Consider the following 20,503-nt stretch of genomic DNA (forward strand, 5'->3'; position numbering starts at 1 on the left):
TGTGACTACTCGGTCTTGACCTTGATGGTGCCGTCGTTGATGCCTTCCTTGGCCTTCGCCACGGCCTCGGTGAGACCCGGGATCTTGGCGAACTCCGGGTTGGACTCGGACAGGCCCACGCCGTTGACCTTGAGGTCGAAGGTCTGCACGCCGGTCAGCGGCTTGCCGTCCTCGACGGACTTGGCCAGCGTGTAGACCGCGCCGCCGACGTCCTTGAGGGCGGAGGTCAGGATGGAGCCCTTGTAGTTGGCGAGCGCCGCCTGCTTGTACTGGTCGGAGTCGACACCGATCGCCCAGACCTTGGCCTTGGCGGCGGCCTCGATCACGCCCTGGCCGGACAGACCGGCGGCCGCGTACTCGACGTCGGAGCCCTTCTCGATCTGGCCCTCGGCGGCGGCCTTGCCCTTGTCGGGGCTGGAGAAGCCACCCTCCTCCGCGGTCTGCGTCAGGTACTGCGACAGGACCTTGACCTTGGGGTTGGTGTCCTGGACGCCCTGCTTGTAGCCGGCCTCGAACTTGTGGATCAGCGGCACGTCGACACCGCCGACGAAGCCCACGATGTTGCTCTTGGTGGCCTTGGCCGCGGCGACACCGGCCAGGTAGGAGGCCTGCTCCTCGGCGAAGACGAGGGAGGCGACGTTCTTGCCCTCGACCACCGAGTCGACGATGCCGAAGGTGGTGTCCGGGTACTTCTTCGCCACGGCCTCCATCGCGGGGCCGTAAGCGAAGCCGACGCCGATCACCGGGTTGTAGCCCTGCTTGGCGAGGGAGGACAGACGCTGTTCCTTGTCGGCGTCCGTCTCGCCCTCGGTGGGCTCGATGTCGGCGGTCTTGTAGTTGAACTCCTTCGCGGCCTTCTGGAGGCCCGCGTACGCGGCGTCGTTGAAGGACTGGTCGCCCTTGCCGCCGATGTCGTACGCGATGGCGAGACCCTTGGTGTCGCCGCTGCCGTCGCTGCCGCTGTCACTGTCGCTGCTGGTACCACCGCACGCCGTGGCGGCGAGCGCGATCGACGCGACCCCCACCGCGACACGGGTCAGTTTGGATGTCCGACGCATCGTGAAGTCCCCATTCTCCAAGCCCCGCAGTGGGTGCTGAGTTCGGCGCACATTAACGCGCGTAGACACTCCTGGGAACGGGGTTTCGCCCGGCCGTTATCCATTCGTGCCGATGGCCGGTTACGCCCTTGTGAACCACCGGATCGAAAGGCACGCATGGGGCATCCGCACCAATGGTGCCTTCCCCACGACAGCGCACAGGACCGCCCGCCATGGGGCCAGACTCCCCCCGCCGTGAGCGGACCGCAACCGGAAGCCACGGCGAACGCGAACCGTGGGACCGGCCGCGGCACGGGAGCCCCCGCGGCGGGCCGGGCATGATCCAAACGACAGGCCCTAGTCCACGGTGTCGATCAGCGCCGCCGCGGTGAACATCTCCACGCCCGCCGTGATGGCCGATTCGTCCACATCGAAATCACCCTGATGGAGGTCACGCCCGACCCGGTCCCCCGGCATCCGCACGCCGAGGCGGGCCATGGCCCCGGGGACGTGCTCCAGGTACCAGGAGAAGTCCTCGCCGCCCAGGCTCTGCTCGGTGCCCTCGACGGAGTCGGCGCCCAGGCGGGCGGTCATGGCCTCGCGCAGCAGCTCGGTGGAGGCCGGGTCGTTGACCACGGGCGGGACGCCGCGGATGTAGTTGATCTCCGACTTCGCGCGATGGAGGTTGGCGACCTCGTCGATCGCGGCGACGACGACGTCGGGCGCCTGCCGCCAAGTGTCGAGGTCGAGGCAGCGTACGGTCCCGGAGAGCTCGGCGTGCTGCGGGATGACGTTGGGCGCGTGGCCGGAGTCGATACGGCCCCAGGTCACGGCGAGGCCGCTGCGGGCGTCCGTGCGCCGGGCGACCAGCGCGGGCACGTCGGTGACGACGCGGGCGGCGGCGGTGACGAGGTCGGTCGTCAGATGGGGGCGGGCGGTGTGCCCACCGGGTCCGTCGAGGGCGATTTCCAGCCGGTCGCAGGCGGAGGTGATGGGGCCGTGCCGCAGGCCGATCCGCCCCGCGTCCACCTTGGGATCGCAGTGCACGGCGAGGATCCGGCTCACCCCTTCGAGCACGCCGCACTCGACGACCTCGGCGCCACCGCCGGGGAGCACCTCCTCGGCCGGCTGGAAGATCAGCCGGACCGGCCGGGGCAGCTGCCCGCGCCGGTGGAGGTCGGCGAGCACCAGCCCGGCGCCCATCACCACGGTCGTGTGCACGTCGTGCCCGCAGGCATGCGCCCGGTCGGGAACCGTCGAGCGGTACGGGCACTCACTCTTCGTGTCCGGGATGGGCAGGGCGTCGATGTCGGCGCGCAGGGCGAGCATGGGCCGCTCGCCGTCCGGCTCCCCGATGTCACAGACGAGCCCGGTTCCGATGGCGAGCACGCGGGGCTCCAGGCCGGCCTTCTCCAGGCGGGCCTTGATCGCGGCGGTGGTACGGAACTCCTGGTTGCCGAGCTCGGGGTGCATGTGCAAGTCGCGCCGGAACTCGATGAGTTCGGCACGCAGCGCCTCCGGCAGGACGCCGGGAAGGACCGCTTCCCCGGGTTGATCGGCTTCGGACTCTGGGGACATCAGTTGGTTCACCCTCTGAAGGGTAGGACGCCGAGGTGGCCAACTGACCCTCGATCAACAAAAGTTCAACCCGTTTGGGGAAGAAAATCTGGCCGCCCGACGCGTAGGTATCGGTTTGGGTGGGTAAACTCGCCCGGCTTTCCGTCGAGTCGATCATGGAATCGACCACGACGGAGAGTGACGATGCCAGCCACCCACACTCCACGGATACCACGCCGGGAACAGAACCGTCGGTTGTGTTCACCTTTCGGGACCGCACACCCCCGGTGAACTCCCGGACGCCCGTCCGGCCGCCGCACTAGGGTGCGCCCCGTGACCGCCGAGAACCTCACGCATGCCAGGTACGCCGATTTCCTGGAGGCCACCCGGGCGTCGTACGACGCCATCGCCTCCGCCTACACCGACCTGTTCTCCGACTGGCCGGCCGACAGCGCCCCGGTGGACCGCGCGCTCGTCACCGCCTTCGCCGAGCTGGCCCGCGCGCACGCCCCGGCCCCCGTCGCCGACCTCGGCAGCGGCCCCGGCTCCGTCACCGCCCACCTCGACGCCCTCGGCACCCCGGTGTTCGGCGTCGACCTCTCCCCGCGCATGGTGACCCTGGCCCGGCGCGCGCACCCTCAACTTCGCTTCCATGTGGGCTCGATGACCGCACTGGACCTGCCGGACGAGACCCTGGGCGGCATCCTCGCGCTCTACTCGATCATCCACGTCCCGGACGACCACCTGCCGGCGACGCTCGCCGAGTTCCACCGGGTCCTGAGGCCCGGCGCCCCGGTCCTGCTGTCGTTCCAGTCCGGCGACACCGAGGACCACCTGCACCTGACCGAACGCTTCGGCCAGGAGATCGCACTCGACTACTACTGGCGCACCCCGGAGACCGTCACCGAACACCTGAACGAAGCAGGCCTGCGGCTGCACGCCCGAATCACCCGGGAACCCGAAGGCGAGGAGAAGCGCCCCCGCGCCTTCCTCCTCGCCGAGAAGCCGCGCGCCGGCCGGCTCTGAGCCATTCGCGGGGCGGTGCCGCTTCCGTCGTCGACAACGCGGGGAGGAGCCGTAGGACGGCGCTGGGACGGCCGCCGGTCACACCGGCCCGCGCCGCCCTGCCGTCCGCCGCAAACCGCCCTCAGACCGCGCTGACCGCCGAGAGGCGGTGCACATCCCGAGCCGTCCCCGTGACCCCGGACAGGAACCCCTGGGCGCGAGGCGAGGCGTTCTCCGTCAGCCAGGCCGGGTCGATGTCGCACACCGCCACCCGGACCTCCGTGCCGGACAGCGCCAGCGGCAGGGTGTGCACGACCGTCGACGGGAAGCTCAGGATGGTGCGGCCGATGGGGCCGCGACGGGCGATCAGTTCCAGCGGGAGGTCCGGGCGTACGATCTCCAGGCCCGTCTCGACCGCCAGCCGGTGCAGCTTCTCCGCGCTCTCGCGGCGGTGGGCGAAGTAGCGGGTGGCGCCGTGGGCCTTGGCCAGGGAACGGACAGCCTCCAGATAGCGGTCGTTGTCCACCACGCCGGTCTCGACGAGGGACGTGCCGACCAGGTCCGCGCCCTTGGTGATGCGGGGCGGGCCGAAGCGGTCGCGGGTCCAGGCGAAGGTGTTGGCGGTGACCGTCACGCCGTTCGGAGTCTCGTCCATCGGCATGGAGGAGAAGATCTCGACCGTCCGGTGCTCACTCGGCGTCAGACGCTTGCGGGCCGCCGACGACACCGGCGCGAAGACCAGGTCGCGCGGGCCGGGGCGGCCGCCCTTGCGGTGCCAGCGCACCAGGCGCTCACCGCGGGCCAGCTGGGCGACGAACTCCATGGTCGCCGTGCCGTCGTCGACGACGACGAGGTCGCGGGCCTTGGTGATGGTCAGCAGGAGCTGGACGTAACGGGAGAAGGGATCGCCGAGGACCACACGGTCCGCGCGGCGCAGGAGGCCCGCCAGGCCCCCGATCGTCTGGAAGGGCGCCGCCGGGCCGCCCCGCGCTTCCTCCCAGCGGATCTCGTGCCCGTCCTCGCGCGCCAGTTCGGCCATCCGGCGCAACTGGCCCCGGGTCATCGGGTCGATCGGTGACAGCACGACGACGGTGAGTCCCGCGCCGATGACGTGCTCGCGGGCGTGCGCCCACTCCAGCACGTTCAGGAGCTGTACCGGACTCTCGACGAAGGCGAGAGTGTGGGGGCCGGTGTTCCCGGCGCGGGGGCTCATCGACGTACGACCTACCCGTCGTAAGGCGCTCATGCGGCGCTCGTATTCAGCTCGAGATCAAGAAAGTGCTCGAAGGGCGCCGAGCCCGAGCGCTCACGAACGGAGCACTCGGACTCGGCACATCGAACCCGCTGGGCTCAGACCTGGACCGGCTCGCCGGCCGCGGCGGCGATCTCGGCCTCGGCGACCACACCGGCGACACGGCGCAGCTTCTTCATCGGGCCGAGCTCCGACTCGTAGACCTTCTTGACACCGTCACCGAGGGAGGCCTCGATGGTGCGGATGTCGCGGACGAGGCGGACGAGGCCCTGCGGCTCGACCGACGCGGCCTGGTCCGAACCCCACATGGCGCGGTCCAGGGTGATGTGACGCTCGACGAAGGTCGCCCCGAGCGCGACCGCGGCGAGGGTGGTCTGAAGACCCGTCTCGTGGCCGGAGTAGCCGATCGGGACGTTCGGGTACTCCTTCTCCAGCGTGTTGATCACGCGGAGGTTGAGCTCCTCGGCCTTGGCCGGGTAGGTGGAGGTGGCGTGGCACATCAGGATGTTGTCCGAGCCGAGGACCTCGACCGCGTGACGGATCTGCTTCGGCGACGACATGCCCGTGGAGAGGATGACCGCGCGGCCGGTGGCGCGCAGCGCCTTCAGCAGCTCGTCGTCGGTGAGGGACGCGGACGCGACCTTGTGGGCCGGGACGTCGAACTTCTCCAGGAAGGCGACGGCCTCGGTGTCCCACGGGGAGGCGAACCAGTCGATGTTCTTGCTCTTGCAGTACTCGTCGATCTGGCGGTACTCGTCCTCACCGAACTCCACACGGTGGCGGTAGTCGATGTAGGTCATCCGGCCCCAGGGGGTGTCGCGCTCGATGTCCCACTGGTCGCGCGGGGTGCAGATCTCCGGGGTGCGCTTCTGGAACTTCACGGCGTCGCAGCCGGCCTCGGCGGCCACGTCGATGAGCTTGAAGGCGTTCTCCAGCTCACCGTTGTGGTTGATGCCGATCTCGCCACAGATGTAGACGGGCTTGCCGGGGCCGACCTCACGCGAACCGAAGTTGCGCAGACGGGAGTAGGTGCTCATGGCAGAGATGTCCTTACTTGGTGAGGGAGTCGAGAGAGGGGCCGAGGATCCAGCTGGCGATCTCTCGGATCGCGCCGTCACCGCCGGGTACGGAGGTGACCGCGCGTGCGGCGCCGCGCACGACGTCGTGGGCGCTCGCGACCGCCACGGGCCAGCCCACGAGGGCGAAGCACGGGAGGTCGTTGACGTCGTTGCCGACGTAGAGCACGCGCTCAGGCGCGATGCCCTGCTCCTCGCACCACTGCTTGAGTGCGAGGTCCTTGCGGTCGATGCCGTGCAGCACGGGAATCTGTAGCTTCCGTGCGCGGGCGGCGACGACCGGGTTCTGCTCCGTGGAGAGGATCAGCATCTTCAGGCCGCTCTTGCGCAGGGCGGCGATGCCGAGTCCGTCTCCGCGGTGTACGGAGACGAACTCCTTTCCATCGGCATCGATCAGCACCCGGTCGTCTGTCTGGGTGCCGTCGAAGTCCAGTACGACCGCGTCGATGTCGTCGGTCGTGGGGAGGGCGCCGGGCCGGTCCGCGTCGAACAGCGGCGCCAGCGCGCGGGCGCGGGCCAGGTCGTGCGGATCGTCGATCTCCAGGACCCGGGCCGGGTCGGTGCGCACCAGCTCGGTGCGGCCGAAGAAGCGGTGCTTGTGCTCGCGGAAGCCGCGGGCGTCCATCGCGTAGGCGGCGCCGGTCTCCAGGAAGTCCTGGGGGCGGTCCTGGCGGCGCGGGCGGAAGGACTTGTCGTGGTTGACACCGTAGCCACCGCCGGCCGCCGCGCGCTCGGTCTCGGCCGGCTCGTCGTCGCCGTGCCGCCACACGAAGCCGTGGAAGGGCGCGACCGTCAGCGCGGTGTCGGCGTTGTTGGCGACGATCGCCTTGACCACGCCGTCGAGGTCCTCGCGGATGATGAACGGGCTGGTGCACTGCACGAGCAGCACGACGTCCACCGGCGCGCCGTGCTGCGCCTCGTGGGCGTCCATGGCGTGCAGCACGGCCGCCTCGGAAGTGGCGGTGTCGCCGGCGATGGCGGCGGGCCGCAGCACTACCTCGGCGCCGGCCTGCCGGGCGGCGGCGGCGATGCCCTGGTCGTCGGTGGAGACGACGACGTCGGTCACCAGCCGGCTGGCCCGGCACTCCCGCACCGCCCGCGCCACCAGCGGCACACCGCCGACGGGCATCAGGTTCTTCGCGGGCACGCCCTTGGAGCCGCCGCGCGCGGGGATCACGGCGAGCACGCGGTGCGTCGAAGCGCCTTGGCCTGCTTCCGAGTTGGACATGGGCATTACTCCTTGGGCTCCTTGCGAAGGCTCCGGGGCGCGTCCCGGCGCCCCGGTCCCCGGATCGGTCGTCGGATGGCTCACAGCTCCCCCATCCGCCGGATGACAGGGGCCACGCGCTGGACGCCGTGGCGGTAGGCGCCGCGTGCCGCCCGGCGCACTATCTGGCGGACCGGGCCGGGGTCCTTGTCGTGGGCGGGGGCGCCGGGCAGCGGGCTGCCGTCCGGGCCGAGGTGGTGGCGGGCGAGGATGCCGGGCAGATAACCCGGCGCGGTCGCGGGCGTGTAGTACGGCGTGAGGGCGGGCATCCCGCCGGGCCGCTCCAGCAGCTCGGAGATGCGCTCGCGGGCGGCGTCGAAGGCGGTGGCGTACGAGCCGTCGGCGCAGACGCCCTGCCGGGACACCCACTCCTCGTCGGGCACCGGCCGGTGTCCCTCGTCCAGTTGGTCCCAGGAGGCGAGGCAGCCGGAGCCCACGAAGTGGTGGTTGCCGAGCACCTCGCGCACGCCGAGGTCGGAGAGGACGACGGTGGGGATACGGCGGTGCAGCGACTCCAGCGCCGCCGTGGAGCTGATGGTGACCATCAGGTCGGTGCGGTCGAGGACCTCGCCCATGTTGCCGTACACCAGTTTGAAGTTGGCCGGCGGGTCGAGCCGCTGGACCAGCTTCTGGTACGGAAGTTCCTCGATGTGCGTGGTGTGTTCGCCCGGCTTGGAGCGCAGCTTGAGCAGCACCTCGCGCTCGGGGTGCTTGCGGGCGTGCCGGATCAGCCGGTCCAGCAGGTACGTACGGTCCCGGCGGTTGTCGGGCACGGAGGGCTGGGCGGCGAAGACGACCGTGTACGGGTCGTGCTCACCGGTGTAGGGCTCGCCGCCGAGGAACGGCAGCGCGACCTCGGTCACCGAGGAGGCGTCGGCGCCGACCCCGTCGTACACGGCACGGAAGCGCTCGGCGTCCTGGCGGGAGTTGGCGAGGACGAGGTCCGCGCCGTGCCGCAGCAGCAGGCCGTCGGCGAGCTTCTCGTAGACGACACCCACATAGCCGGTGACGACGACGGGCCGCTCGGTCTTGCCCTCCCAGACCTGCTTCAGGCCGTGCAGTATGGCCTGTACGCCCCCGCCGACGAGCGCGAGGACCAGGACGTCGTACGACTCCTGCGCCATGGTGCGCAGGAACTCGACGGCGCTCACCTCACGGAGGGAGTCGGCATGGACGCCGACTTCCTGGAGCTGACGGGCGGTGGGGGTAGCCCGGCCACGCAGGAGGTAACCGTCCAGACGGATGTCCGAATTCTCCGGAGCGATACGGTTCGCGGTGAGCGCGCCCCATTTCCACCGGGTGTCGGAATCCGCGAGTACGGCCACTCGCCGGGTCTTAGTCGCACTTGCTGGCACGTCGATGACGCTAGGAAGCGATTTCAAGGTTCTGCCCAACCCGAATGCAACAAACGGTTAACAGCACATCGACTAACGACGAAGTGAGGCTCGAGGTCGTTGAAAAGAAGCCCGGTTCACTGCATCGCCACGCGTCGTTCACCTGACATCAAGCTCCGAGTAAAGACGGAGGCCGGACCGACCCCTAACGTCCTTCCCGTGGTCAAGCTCTCCGTCATCGTGCCGTTCTACAACGTGCAGCAATACGCGCCAGACACCCTGAAGAGCCTGCGTGCGAACACACGTGAGGACTTCGAGTTCATCCTCGTCGACGACTGCTCGACGGACGGGACACCGGACATCCTCGCGCGCGCGGAGCGCGAGCTGCCGGGCGCGGTGGTCGTCAGACACGAACAGAACGGAGGGCTGGCCACCGCACGGAACACCGGAATCGACCGGGCGAACGGCGAGTACCTGACGTTCCTGGACGGCGACGACTGGCTCGCTCCCGGCTACTTCCCGCAGCTCCTCGCCGCGATCGAGGAGTTGGGCTGCGACTTCGTACGCACCGACCATGTGCAGTCCACGGGCCGGGCGCGCAGCATCCACCGGGTGCCGCACGGCCGGCGCTGGACGGTGATGAACCCGCGCGAGGCGATCCTGCCCGCCGACCGGTCGACGTCCGTGGACTACGCCTACGCCTGGGCCGGCATCTACCACCGCCGCCTGGTCGACCGCGGGGTCCTGCACTTCACCCACGGGCTGCGCACCGCCGAGGACCGGCCCTGGATCTGGAAGCTGCACCGCGAGGCGGAATCGTTCGCCGCGGTCGGGCTGCTCGGTGTCTACTACCGGCGCGGAGTGGCGTCCTCGCTCACCCAGATCGGTGATGTGCGGCAGCTCGATTTCATCCGGGCGTTCGATCAGGTAATCGAGGAAACGGCGCGTGACACGGAGGCCGATAAGCTGCTTCCGAAAGCCGTGCGCACCTATTGCGCGATCATGGCTCATCACCTCGGACAAATCGAGAGGTTCGAACCCGCCGTGGCTCGAAAACTGCGCTCGATGAGCGCCGCCGCCCTGAAAAGGATGCCGCAGGACGTGCTCGCGGACGTCATGGACTCGATGGACGCGCAGCGAGCGGCCCGCCTGCGACGCGTGCGCCGCAGGGCGGTCGGGTCCCGGACGGTGGCCGCCTGATGCCTCGCACCACCCAGATCTTCTGCGCCTCCACGCTGTACGGCGCCGCGACCCTGGCCGCCGCCCTGGACGCCGGGCTGTTCGAGCCGGCCGACCGCCGGCTGCTGCTGGTCACCAACAACGCGACCAACCCCGAGATCACCCCGTCCGTCGACACGATGCCGGGCTTCGCCCAGCTGCGCGGGCGCTTCGACGAGGTGCTCTCCTGGAACGAGACCATCTCCCCGTTCCACCCCAGCGGCTGGTCGCCGCGCGAGAACGACATCCCCATGTGGGAGCGGTACGTACGGCTGCTGTGGAACCTCGGCGACGACGAGATCCAGCTGGCCGTGGAGTCCGTTCAGGTGAATCCGGCCCTGGCGTTGTGCCAGCTGTTCACCGGCGCTCCCGTCGATGTCTACGCGGACGGCCTCATAAGCTATGGCCCCACGCGCGACAAGATCGACCCGCTGGTCGGCACCCGGGTCGGCCGGCTGCTGCACCTCGATCTCGTCCCGGGCCTCACCCCGCTGCTGCTCACCGAGTTCGACGTCCCGTCCGAACTGGTGCCGTCCGAGGTGTTCCTGAAGGTGCTCGGCGAGCTCGCCGAGGCGGAGGCCGAACTGCCCACCGGCTCCGGCGGCGACCAGCCGGCGCTGCTGCTCGGCCAGTACCTCTCCGCGCTCGGCATCCTCACCGACGCCGAGGAGGAGGACCTGCACCTGGAGATGGTGCGCGGCGCCGTGGCGCTCGGCCATCGCAGGCTCGTCTTCAAGCCGCACCCGGTCGCGCCCGCCCGCTGGTCGAAGCTCCTGGAGGACGAGGCGAGCAGGCTGGGCGCGGAACTCATCCTCCTGGACCGGCCCGTGCTCGCCGAGGTCGCCTTCCAGCGGCTGCGTCCCGCGCTGGTCGTCGGCTGCTTCTCGACCGGGCTGTTCACCGCGGCCGGGCTGTACGGTCTTCCGGTCGCGCGGGTCGGCACCGATGCCGTGCTGGCCCGGCTCGCGCCGTACCAGAACAGCAACCGGGTGCCGCTGACCATCGTCGACGCGCTGCTGCCGGACATCGCGGACGCCGCCGCGGTGAACGGCTGGACGATGCCCGCGCGCGAGCGGGTGGACGAACTGGCCGCGCTGCTCAAGGCGGTCGGCTTCGCGATGCAGCCGAAGATCTACCCGGGGCTGCGCGGCGCCGCCGAGTCCTACCTCTCCAAGCATCTGAACCCGCACACCTGGCGCTACTTCAAGCGCAAGCGCCTGACCTCGCTGGCCCTGCCCGGGGCCGTGCCGGCCCAGCTGTCCTTCATCCCGCGTAACGCGACCGTGCGCCGCCTGGCGCGTCGGGCCCGAGCCCTGAAGCAGGTGACCGGCCGAAAGTAAACAGAAACAAGGGGTGGTTGTTCATCCGTGTGACACCTTTGCGCTCCCTGAGCGTCAACCGTCACTCACCTTTCACCCGTCCGAGGGACATAGCGTTCGGTCATCGTATGAAATGGCACCGTCCATCACGTACGACTGAACCAAGCCCCGAGGCTCCCAGGAGAAAGGCCCCAGGATGAGCGCGGCTGACCAGGCCACGGCCGGACACGTCACGGCCGACCAGGCCACGGCACCGCCGGGAACGTCGAAACCCCGGCTGAACCAGGTCATCGCCGCGCGGCCCCCCGTCCGGCCCCGCAGAGAGAGCCGGCTGCGCGCCCTGGACGGGCTGCGGCTGATGGCCGCGCTGATGGTGTGCATGTACCACTTCACCGGCAAGAACGGTGAAGTGGAGAACTCCTGGCACCAGTCCCCCGGGGAGATGTTCCCGACGCTGTCGCAGTTCTCCACCTACGGCAGCCTGGGCGTGCAGTTCTTCTTCGTCATCAGCGGCTTCGTGATCTGCATGAGCAGCTGGGGCCGCACCCTGGGCGACTTCTTCCGCTCCCGGATCTCCCGCCTCTACCCGGCGTACTGGGTGGCCATCGTCATGGTCACCGGCGCCGCGGTGCTGCTGCCGGTGGTCGTCCACCCGGTCCGGCCGGACGAGCTCCTGGTCAACCTCACGATGATGCAGCAGCCGCTGGGCGTGCCGCGGGTGCTCGGGGTGTGCTGGACGCTCTGGGTGGAGCTGAAGTTCTACGTGCTCTTCGCCCTGTTCGTGATCTGGAAGGGCGTCACCTACAAGCGCGTCGTCACCTTCTGCATCCTGTGGGTGCTGGCCAGCGCCTTCGCCCGGGTCGCCGACAACCCGCTCACCGACGAACTGGTCATGCGCGACCACGCCCCGTTCTTCATCGGCGGCCTCGCGCTGTACCTGATCCACCGCTTCGGCAGCGACCTGCTGCTGTGGGGGATCGTCGGTATGTCCTTCCTGCTGGGCCAGCGCTACTCGGTGACCGCGCTGTGGCACCCGGGCGCCCAGGGCGACTTCCACCGCAACCCGTACGTCATCCAGGCGATCGTCTTCTGCGCCTTCGCCGCCGTCGCGGTGGTGGCCCTGGGCTGGACGCACTGGGCCAACTGGCGCTGGCTGACCGTGGCCGGGGCGCTGACGTACCCCTTCTACCTGATCCACGAGCACCTCGGCTGGTTCTTCATCCGGGTGCTGCACCGGGGCCTCGGGCTCGGCTCCTACGAGACGCTGGCCCTGTCGGTGCTGAGCCTGTTGGTGCTGGCCTATCTGATGCACCGGTTCGTGGAGAAGCCGTTCGGGCCACGGCTGAAGCGGGCACTGCCGGCGGTGAAGCTCCGCTAGGGAGGCCCGAATCCGCTGCGGGCCGGTGGGGGCTGGTCGCGCAGTTCCCCGCGCCCCTTGCGGGGAGGCGCTGCGCGCCCCCGCCACAAAAAATGCGTTCGGCGCGTCCCCCGGATCGAGGGGACGCGCCGAACGCTTTTCGGGACCGTCCGTTACTTCTTGGTCGTCTGCCTCAGCTGCCGTACGGCCCTGCGGACCGCCGGGTGCCGGCGCAGTGCCTCCGCGCGGACCGGGCTGCCGCCGGGCAGGCGCAGGCTGGTGAGGCGGCGGCGCTTGAAGTAGCTCTGGTGCTGGGCCAGGTTGGCGGTCAGCCAGGCGGTGACCTCGTCGCGCAGGCCGTGGTGCTTGCGGGACTGCATGCAGTAGCCGACGCTGCGCACCAGCGGGGCCAGGTCCTCGGCCATGCCGGACAGTTCGAGCGGCGAGCCGAGCTCGGCGTTCTCCGCGTCGGGCAGGGCCGCGTCGATGATGGTCAGCGGGATGCGGTTGCTGTTCTCGTACGGCGTGATGCGTTCGAGGAGCAGGTCCGTGCCCACGCGGGCGACCGGGATGCCGTAGAAGGCGGCGGCGGTCATCAGGGCCGTCGAGAAGCAGCCGATGACGAGCTTCGGCTTCAGGTACGCGAAGACGGTCTCGGCGAGGACGGGCTCGTTCAGGACCGTGAGCCGTACGTCGAGTTCCTTGGCGACCGCTTCGAGGGACTCGTTGAACACCGCGGGCGCGCTCGGGTGCGGCTTGAACAGCACGTCCCGGTGACCGGCGCGGGCAGCGGCACGCAGGAAGCGGATGTGCAGCTGCTCCTCCTCGTCCTGGGTGATCAGGTCGATGGCCGAGAGGTACTGGCCGAGCAGGACGGCGGTGGGCGCGCCGTCGGCCGGGAGGCGCTCGGCGAGGATGCCGGCGCCGGACTCGCCGATCTGCGCGAGGACGTCGACGATGGCCTCGTTGGGCACGGCCTCCGGCTCGACGCCGTACTCGGACAGCAGCATGGGCGTCAGGCCCGGCACCAGGTCCAGGTGGAGGACGCGCTTGATACGGCTGCTCATGCCGTGCGGGATGCGGTTGCGGGTGGGGCCGTAGCTCATCAGGCCGTCCGCGTACACATGGAGCGGGCTGTCCGCGAAGATGTCCGCGACCGCGCGCGAGGGGTTGGCCTGGATGGACTCACAGGCGATCTGGACGGGCTCGTCGCCCAGGTTCCAGGCGAGGCGTACGGCCTTCTCCCACAGCAGGGTGTCCTGCCCGCGGGGCGACCAGCCGGCCGGGTGGTGCGGGGAGATGAAGTCGTTCCAGGAGCGCACCTCGTCGAACTCGGGGGCCAGCTTCTCGAAGCCGGCCATCTTGTTCAGCGGGGTGCCGACCTCGGGGACGGTGGCGGTGTTGCTGACGACCAGGATGCGGCGGACGCCCTCGCGCGGTCCGAACTGGCCGGCGCGTATGGCGGCGGTGACCGTCGCGGCCGCGTACTGCGTGGCCGAGAAGAAGATCTGGATCATGCCGCCACTCCCTTCATGCCACCCCGTATGCGGCGCAGCATGTACACGCGCTCCTCGCCCATCCCGACGAGAGCCTCTTCCAGCTCGTCCTCCGACATCCTGCCCAGCGCCTCGGAGGCCATCTGCTTCAGTTTGGCGGCGATACTGCGTTCGAACCGGCCCCGGCTGAGCAGCTGGTGGGCGATGACCACGCAGTAGTTGCGCAGCGCCTTCTTGCGCAGCCTGTCCACCTCGGGGTCGTCGGCGAGCTCGGCGAGGACGAGGTTGAAGGAGCGGAAGAAGTCCAGCTGGCGAACGTCACCGATCTGAGTGAGCGAGCTGGCCACACCCCGGCGGTAGAAGACGCCGCGCAGACTGGCGACGGCGTAGGACTCGGCCCTGCGGTGCAGGTCCCAGATCCAGGGGCGGTCCTCGGCGGTCTTCAGTCCGTCGTGGAAGCGCAGCATGCCCTTGTCGAGCAGGCGGCGGTGGTAGACGCCGGCCCAGGCGTAGGGGTAGTCGACCATGGTGGTGTCGTCGACCGGGAGGATCGAGGTGCGCGGGTCGAGCGGGGTGTGGCGGCGGCCCTCGGGAGCCCGGTGCACCTGCCGCTCGATGCCGGTGACCTGGACGTGGTCGGTGCGCACGAAGTCGACGTCGTATCGCTCGATGGCGTCCACGAGATCCGCGAGATAGCCAGGGGCCAGCCAGTCGTCGCCGTCGAGGAAGGTGAGGTAACGGCCTTCCGAGGCGTCGATGCCGGTGTTGCGGGCGGTGGCCAGTCCGCCGTTCTGCTCGTGCCGTATCACCCGGCTGTTCTTGAGTCTCTTCGACAGCGTCAGCAGCGCTTCGTACGTCTTGTCCTTGGTGGACCGGTCCTCGACGAAGATGAACTCGAAGTCGTCCCGTTCGTTGTTGACCAGGCTGGTCACCGTCTCGGGGACATATGACTCGATGTTGTAGCAGGGGACGATCACGGACAGTGTCGGGGGGCGGTTGGTCACGCGTACACCTGGGCTCTCTCCGGGGCGGATCCCTGCGACCGTAGGAGACCTTCGACGCCGGACATTGTCTCCCCGGCAGCCATCAGGTGAACGAAAAGTAACGTCCCGACCTCCTTTTTCGAGAATCAACCACCCGGCACCGTACTGGCGTCCCCATACGTATGATCGTCGATCTTCTGTTCGACGAATGAAACGTGACGGGTGCCGGGATCCAGGGGGAATTCGTGATCAGTACGGTGTTCGACAGCGGGGACTTACCGGTGGCCGAACGACTGGCCCGCTTCGACGACTTCCTGCGCCACAGCGATCATCCGATGGCGGTGACCAGCCACGCACCCGAGCTGTTCCGGGCGACGGCGCGGGCGGCGGAGCTCGGCCCGGTGAGCGTGGCGGAGCTGACCCTCTCCCCCGCCGTCGTCCGGCGCACCGAACGGCTGATCCAGCGGTCGGACCCGGAGCTGTGCTGTGTGGTCTTCCCCCGGCAGGGGGCCCTGCGCGTGGCGCACGCGGGTCGCGAGGCGGTACTGAGCGGGCGGGACTTCGCGCTCTACGACAGCTCGCGGCCGCTGCGGGTGGGGATCGCCGGCGGGGGAACGGCGACTCTGGTGCGGGCCCATGTGCCCCGTGCGCTGCTGCCGCCGAGGGCGAGACGGGCGCAGGGGCTGCTCGGCCGGCCGCTGACCGGGAGGAGGGGGGTGGGGGCCCTGCTCACCCAGTTCCTGGGCGACGCGATGCCGGGGGCCCAGACCGTGACGGGGACGGGCATGACTCCGGGGGGCGGGACCGGGGCACCGGACCCCGGCGACGGGCCGGACGCATCCCAGGAGCCCGCGCCACGACCGTCCGACGACACGGCACGCCTCGGTTCGGTGGCCGTCGACCTGCTGGCCGCGACCCTCGCCCATCACCTCGACGACGACACCCCGGTGCCGGAGCACTTCGGTCCCGGCGTGCTGCTGCTGCGCATCGACGCGTTCATCGAGGAGCGGCTACCCGAGCCGGACCTCTCGCCGGGGGTCGTCGCCGCCGCGCACCACATCTCCGTCAGCTATCTGCACCGTCTGTTCCGCACCCGCGAGACCACGGTCACGGAACTCATCCGGCGCCGGCGCCTGGAGCGGGCCCGCCGTGATCTCGGGGACGGGCGGCTGCGGGACCTGCCGATCCACCGCATAGCGGCCCGCTGGGGGTTCCGGGACCACGCCTCCTTCACCCGCGCGTTCCGCACCGAGTACGGGATCCCGCCCCGGGAGCACCGGCGGCAGAGTTCCGTCTGATGCAATCCCCCGTTCACCTTCGATACCTGGATGAACCCGTATGTTTCCCCACAACTGGGGATTCTGTGGGGGGATTCATGGGAAGAGTGACGGCCCCGTTCGGGGCTCGGCCTGTCGAACTCGGTGCCGTGGCGGTGTGGTGCGCGAGCACCGGGCCGCTGACCGTCCGGCGCCGGCCGTCCGCGCGGGACGCCGGCCGGCGCTACCACCTGGTGCTGCTGCCGGACGGCGAGGCGACGGTCGTACCGGCCGGCGCGGCGACCGTCCTGCCCGCGGGCGCCTTCTGCGTCGGCATACCGGAGGCACTGTTACCCCTGCCCCGGGGCAGTGCGGACGCGCTGCTGGGCCGCCGGCTGTCTAGCCGGGACGGGGTGGGGGCCGTCCTGGCCCGGTTCCTCGCGCAGCTCACCCGGGACGCGGGCGCGTTCCAGCCGTCGGACGGGCCGCGGCTGGGCACGGTCCTGTGCGATCTGGTCGCGGCCCTGTTCACGCTCGCACTGGAAGCGGGTCCGGCCCTGCCGCCGGACCCCCATCGGCGGACCCTCGTGTCCCGTGTCGAGGCGTTCGTCCAACGGCATCTGTCCGACCCGGAGTTGACTCCGACGGCCATCGCCGCCGCGCACGGCATCTCGCTGAGCTATCTGCACCGGGTCTTCCAGGGCGAGCACGAGACCGTCGCCGTCCTCATCCGCCGGCAGCGCCTGGAACGCGCCCGCTTCGACCTCGCCGACCCGGCCCAGGCCGGCACGCCCGTGCACACCATCGCCGCGCGCTGGGGCTTTCCCCGCGCGACCGACTTCGCCCGCGCCTTCCGTGCGGCGTACGGCATCCCGCCGACGGACTACCGGCGCAGCGCCACCGACCGCGGTGGACGCATTGCCACATGAGTGTGCTCTGCTCGCCAACGTCTCAACTGCCGCGCCCGGCAATGCTGTTGCTCGGTTCACTTCCTGCTCCTGAGAGAGGTTCGTGATGAGGAAACTGCGACTTGCCACCGTCACCGCGGTCAGCGCGCTTGCCATGGGGGCCGGCCTGGTACTCCCCTCAACCGCACAGGCGGCGCCCGCGTACTGGCAGTTCCAGAACGAGGAGTTCCGCACCTGCCTGACCGGCGGGTCCGGGTCCGCGTTCGCGACGAACTGCAACGGCAGCGACCGCCAGGACTGGGACTGGGTCGGTGGCGGCACCTGGAAGCAGCTGAAGAACCGGGAGACCGGTCTCTGTCTGATGACCGACAACAAGACGGACGTCAACGCCGTCTGGACCAGCGGCTGCGACAGCTCCGCCACCGGCCAGCTCTTCTACTACAGGGCCGACAACAAGCTGCTTCAGGGCCTGCTGGGCGGAAGCGACGAGTCGCTCGTGCGGACGAGCGACGTCAGGGACGCCGTCTACGCCTCGGACGCCGGCCAGGTCACCGGCTCCTACTACCGCTGGACCGGCACCCACAGCTGATCCGCCGGTCTCACCTGACTCCGTACCGCGCCTCAATCCCGGCGATCACCACCGCCAGCCCCTCTTCGAAGTGCCGGTCGTAGTCAGCGAAGATCTCCGCGCCCGCCTGAGCCGACAGTGGAAAGTCGGCCAACAGGCGGGCGCGTTCGCTTATGTCGTAACCCTCGCGGCGCTCGCCCGGCAGCGGTTCGACGCCCTGCTCCTCGGTGACGAACCCGAGGGTGTAGAGGTACGTCGTCGAGGTCGCGCGGACCGCCTGGGCGAGGGAGAAGCCGGCCGCCGTGAAGAGCCGCAGGGTGTCCTCCATCTGCTCGGCGTGCACGACGGCCGTGAACCGTGAGCCGCTGAACACCTTGGCACCGTCGCGGTAGCCGAGCAGCGCCGCGCGCAGCCCGCGGTTGGCCTTCAGCAGCCGCTCCCGCCAGGTGTCGTCGGGGTCGAGGGGTGTCCCGGCGATCATCCGGCGGTACATCTCGGTCGCCATCTCGTCGAGCAGCGCCTGTTTGTCCTTGAAGTGCCAGTACAGGGCCGGCGCCTTGACGTCGAGCTCCTTGGCGATGGCGCGGAGGGTCAGGCCGTCCAGGCCCACCTCGTTCAGGAGCCGCAGGGCGGTGTCGGCCACGCGGGTGCGATCCAGGGGCGCTCGTCGTTCCGTAGTCACGCTTGACAGCTTAACGGCGTTAAGGGCACTCTCGGAACCGACAGCACTTAACAGCGTTAAGGAGTTATGGCATGAACACAGACGGTATGCACGCGGACGTACTGATCGTCGGGGCGGGCCCGACCGGGCTGGCGCTCGGCATCGACCTCGGCCGGCGGGGCGTGGACGCGCTGGTCGTGGAGCGGGACGGGAGCCTGTTCCCCGGCTCGCGCGGCAAGGGCATCCAGCCGCGGACCATGGAGGTCTTCGACGACCTGGGGGTGCTCGACGCGATCCGCGCGGCCGGCGGCAGCTACCCGGTCGGGATGATCTGGCAGGACGGGAAGCGGACGGGCGAGCACCAGATGTTCGACCCGGCGGAGGCGACGGAGGACTCCCCCTACAGCGCGCCCTGGATGGTCCCGCAGTGGCGGACCCAGGAGATCCTCTTCGCGCGGCTGGCGGAGCTGGGCGGGAAGGTCGCGTTCGGCCGGGAGGTTGTCGGGCTGACACAGGAAGCGGACGGGGTGACGGTCGGCTTCGCCGACGGCACCAGCTTGCGCGCGCGGTATGTCGTCGCCGCCGACGGCGGGCGCTCGGCGGTGCGGCGGACCCTCGGCATCACCATGACCGGGGAGACGGTCGACCCGAACCCGGCGCTGGTGGCGGACGTCCGGATCACCGGCCTGGACCGGGACAACTGGCATCTCTTCCCGCCGCGGGGCGAGGGCGACGGCTTCCTCGCGATCTGCCCCCTCGCCGGCACGGAGGACTTCCAGGTCGCGGCCCAGTTCCCGGAGGGCTCGTCGGTGGACGTCTCCTTGGAGGGCGTGCGCAAGGTGGTCGCCGCCCGTTCGCATCTGGCGCCGCAGGACGTGACCGAGGTGCGGTGGGCCTCGAACTTCCGGCCGCGCGCGGCGCTCGCGGACCGGTTCCGGGACGGCCGGGTGTTCCTCGCGGGGGACGCCGCCCATGTCCACTCACCGGCCGGCGGCCAGGGACTCAACACGAGTGTGCAGGACGCCTACAACCTGGGCTGGAAGCTGGGCGCCGTCCTGCGGGACGGGGTCGACGAGGCTCTGCTGGAGACCTACGAGGAGGAGCGGCGCCCGGTCGCGGCCGGCATGCTCGGCCTGTCGACGAGCGTGCACCGCGGGGAGGTGCGGCGCGGACAGGCGACGCGCCAACTGGGCCTCGGATACCGGGATTCCAGCCTCACCGAGGAGACCCGCGAGACACCGGGCGCGATACACGCGGGCGACCGCGCCCCGGACGGGACGGTCGGCGGCACCCGGCTCTTCGACGCGTTCCGGGGACCGCACTGGACGCTGCTGGCGCTCGGTGCCGAGGCACCGGAGCTGCCGGAGGCGGTCGGCGTGGTCCGGGGGGTGGCGCAGGAGCCGTACGGCACGGGCCTGTTCCTGGTGCGGCCGGACGGCTATGTGGGCTGGGCCGGCGAGACGGGCGACGGACTGGCGAAATACCTTCGGCGGGCCGGCCTCTAGTCGCCGGCCGGGGCACCGGTCATGAACCGGCGAGCGACAGCTTCACCGCGAAGCCGAGGAACAGCGCTCCCGCCGCCGAGGTCGCGCCGGCCGACAGCCGCTTGCGGCGCCGGAAGGCGCTCGCCAGCCTGGTACCGCTGAAGATCAGCGCGCTGAGGTACAGGAAGCTCGCGAGCTGGGCGAACGCCCCGAGCACCACGAACGACAGCGCGGGATAGACGTACCCCGGGTCGACGAACTGCACGAAGAAGGCGACGAAGAACAGGATCGCCTTGGGGTTGAGCAGACTGATGACGAAGGCGCGGCGCAGGGGCCGCTCGTCGGCGACGGATTCGGACACCTCGACGGCGGCCTTCTCGCGCCGGGTCCGCCACATCGCCCAGGCGGCCCGCAGCATCCCGATCGCCAGCCAGGTCAGGTACCCGGCCCCGGCGTACTTCACTATCCCGAACAGCACGGCGTTCGCCTGGAGCAGCGAGGCGACCCCGGCGGCGGACAGGGTCATCAGAACGGTGTCCCCGCACCACACCCCGGCGGCGGCGGTGTACCCGGCCCGGATCCCGCGGCGGGCGGCCACGGACAGCACGTACAGCGAGTTGGGGCCGGGCAGCAGGACGATCAGGACGAGACCGGCCAGATAGGTGGGGAGATCGATGACACCGAACATGAGAAGGAGTGTGGCACGGGCCACCGACACTCCACCC

The 20,503-nt window shown here is 70.1% G+C and carries 18 protein-coding genes; 8 read left to right on the plus strand and 10 right to left on the minus strand.

What is annotated here, in order from left to right; all coding sequences use genetic code 11:
- Positions 1–5: 5 nt before the first annotated feature.
- Together ACIQWG_RS24630 and ACIQWG_RS24635 are read right to left on the minus strand one after the other, a co-directional pair.
- Positions 6–1,058 (minus strand): BMP family protein, encoded by a 1,053-nt coding sequence (locus ACIQWG_RS24630; RefSeq protein ID WP_404099558.1) that lies wholly within the window; start codon positions 1,056–1,058, stop codon positions 6–8.
- A gap of 336 nt (positions 1,059–1,394) precedes the next feature.
- On the minus strand, positions 1,395–2,615 hold the full coding sequence (locus tag ACIQWG_RS24635) for a M20 family metallopeptidase (protein WP_404099560.1): 1,221 nt from the start codon (positions 2,613–2,615) through the stop codon (positions 1,395–1,397).
- A gap of 303 nt (positions 2,616–2,918) precedes the next feature.
- Between ACIQWG_RS24635 and ACIQWG_RS24640 the strand changes: the two genes are divergently transcribed.
- Positions 2,919–3,620 (plus strand): class I SAM-dependent methyltransferase, encoded by a 702-nt coding sequence (locus ACIQWG_RS24640; RefSeq protein WP_404099563.1) that lies wholly within the window; start codon positions 2,919–2,921, stop codon positions 3,618–3,620.
- A 121-nt stretch (positions 3,621–3,741) separates the two neighbouring features.
- Here the strand turns inward: ACIQWG_RS24640 and ACIQWG_RS24645 are convergent, their stop codons facing one another.
- The 4 genes from ACIQWG_RS24645 to ACIQWG_RS24660 all read right to left on the minus strand — a co-directional run bounded on the left by ACIQWG_RS24645 (position 3,742) and on the right by ACIQWG_RS24660 (position 8,549).
- Entirely contained in the window at positions 3,742–4,812 is a 1,071-nt protein-coding gene (locus tag ACIQWG_RS24645) for a hypothetical protein (protein WP_404100346.1), read from the minus strand.
- A 137-nt stretch (positions 4,813–4,949) separates the two neighbouring features.
- Positions 4,950–5,888 carry an N-acetylneuraminate synthase family protein gene (locus ACIQWG_RS24650; RefSeq protein WP_404099566.1) on the minus strand — a complete coding sequence of 313 codons (939 nt, stop codon included), beginning with the start codon at positions 5,886–5,888 and terminating at the stop codon, positions 4,950–4,952.
- A 13-nt stretch (positions 5,889–5,901) separates the two neighbouring features.
- Positions 5,902–7,155 carry a cytidylyltransferase domain-containing protein gene (locus ACIQWG_RS24655; RefSeq protein ID WP_404099568.1) on the minus strand — a complete coding sequence of 418 codons (1,254 nt, stop codon included), beginning with the start codon at positions 7,153–7,155 and terminating at the stop codon, positions 5,902–5,904.
- 80 nt (positions 7,156–7,235) lie between these two features.
- On the minus strand, positions 7,236–8,549 hold the full coding sequence (locus ACIQWG_RS24660; RefSeq protein ID WP_404099571.1) for a DUF6716 putative glycosyltransferase: 1,314 nt from the start codon (positions 8,547–8,549) through the stop codon (positions 7,236–7,238).
- A 198-nt stretch (positions 8,550–8,747) separates the two neighbouring features.
- Between ACIQWG_RS24660 and ACIQWG_RS24665 the strand changes: the two genes are divergently transcribed.
- From ACIQWG_RS24665 to ACIQWG_RS24675, 3 genes are all read left to right on the plus strand, one after another.
- A complete protein-coding gene (locus ACIQWG_RS24665) occupies positions 8,748–9,728 on the plus strand; it encodes a glycosyltransferase family 2 protein (protein ID WP_404099573.1) in 981 nt (326 codons plus the stop codon).
- Positions 9,728–11,086: a polysialyltransferase family glycosyltransferase gene (locus ACIQWG_RS24670; protein ID WP_404099575.1), complete on the plus strand. Its 1,359-nt coding sequence runs from the start codon at positions 9,728–9,730 to the stop codon at positions 11,084–11,086. Before ACIQWG_RS24665 ends, ACIQWG_RS24670 begins: the two co-directional genes overlap by 1 nt.
- Before the next feature lie 175 nt (positions 11,087–11,261).
- The gene (locus tag ACIQWG_RS24675) at positions 11,262–12,443 is read left to right on the plus strand and encodes an acyltransferase family protein (RefSeq protein WP_404099578.1); all 1,182 of its coding nucleotides are present in this window, start codon (positions 11,262–11,264) and stop codon (positions 12,441–12,443) included.
- Positions 12,444–12,595: 152 nt separating this feature from the next.
- Here ACIQWG_RS24675 and ACIQWG_RS24680 read toward each other — a convergent pair whose 3' ends face one another.
- Complete coding sequence (locus ACIQWG_RS24680) at positions 12,596–13,939, minus strand: alpha-2,8-polysialyltransferase family protein (RefSeq protein ID WP_404099581.1); 1,344 nt, start codon at positions 13,937–13,939, stop codon at positions 12,596–12,598.
- Positions 13,936–14,922 (minus strand): glycosyltransferase family 2 protein, encoded by a 987-nt coding sequence (locus ACIQWG_RS24685; RefSeq protein ID WP_404099584.1) that lies wholly within the window; start codon positions 14,920–14,922, stop codon positions 13,936–13,938. The genes ACIQWG_RS24680 and ACIQWG_RS24685 overlap by 4 nt, the downstream gene beginning before the upstream one ends.
- Positions 14,923–15,182: 260 nt before the next feature.
- Between ACIQWG_RS24685 and ACIQWG_RS24690 the strand changes: the two genes are divergently transcribed.
- The 3 genes from ACIQWG_RS24690 to ACIQWG_RS24700 all read left to right on the plus strand — a co-directional run bounded on the left by ACIQWG_RS24690 (position 15,183) and on the right by ACIQWG_RS24700 (position 17,654).
- A complete protein-coding gene (locus ACIQWG_RS24690) occupies positions 15,183–16,199 on the plus strand; it encodes a helix-turn-helix domain-containing protein (protein ID WP_404099587.1) in 1,017 nt (338 codons plus the stop codon).
- A gap of 77 nt (positions 16,200–16,276) precedes the next feature.
- Entirely contained in the window at positions 16,277–17,086 is an 810-nt protein-coding gene (locus ACIQWG_RS24695) for a helix-turn-helix domain-containing protein (RefSeq protein ID WP_404099589.1), read from the plus strand.
- Positions 17,087–17,171: 85 nt separating this feature from the next.
- On the plus strand, positions 17,172–17,654 hold the full coding sequence (locus tag ACIQWG_RS24700) for a hypothetical protein (RefSeq protein WP_404099592.1): 483 nt from the start codon (positions 17,172–17,174) through the stop codon (positions 17,652–17,654).
- Positions 17,655–17,664: 10 nt separating this feature from the next.
- Here the strand turns inward: ACIQWG_RS24700 and ACIQWG_RS24705 are convergent, their stop codons facing one another.
- Positions 17,665–18,315 (minus strand): TetR/AcrR family transcriptional regulator, encoded by a 651-nt coding sequence (locus ACIQWG_RS24705; protein ID WP_404099595.1) that lies wholly within the window; start codon positions 18,313–18,315, stop codon positions 17,665–17,667.
- A gap of 86 nt (positions 18,316–18,401) precedes the next feature.
- Between ACIQWG_RS24705 and ACIQWG_RS24710 the strand changes: the two genes are divergently transcribed.
- Positions 18,402–19,799, plus strand: coding sequence for an FAD-dependent oxidoreductase (locus ACIQWG_RS24710; RefSeq protein WP_404100348.1), 1,398 nt, complete (start codon positions 18,402–18,404; stop codon positions 19,797–19,799).
- Positions 19,800–19,818: 19 nt separating this feature from the next.
- On the opposite strand, the gene leuE is transcribed toward ACIQWG_RS24710, so the two are convergent.
- Entirely contained in the window at positions 19,819–20,466 is a 648-nt protein-coding gene (gene leuE, locus ACIQWG_RS24715) for a leucine efflux protein LeuE (protein ID WP_404099597.1), read from the minus strand.
- Between the last annotated feature and the right edge of the window lie 37 nt (positions 20,467–20,503).

Source organism: Streptomyces sp. NPDC098781, assembly GCF_044759995.1.
Lineage (GTDB): Bacteria > Actinomycetota > Actinomycetes > Streptomycetales > Streptomycetaceae > Streptomyces.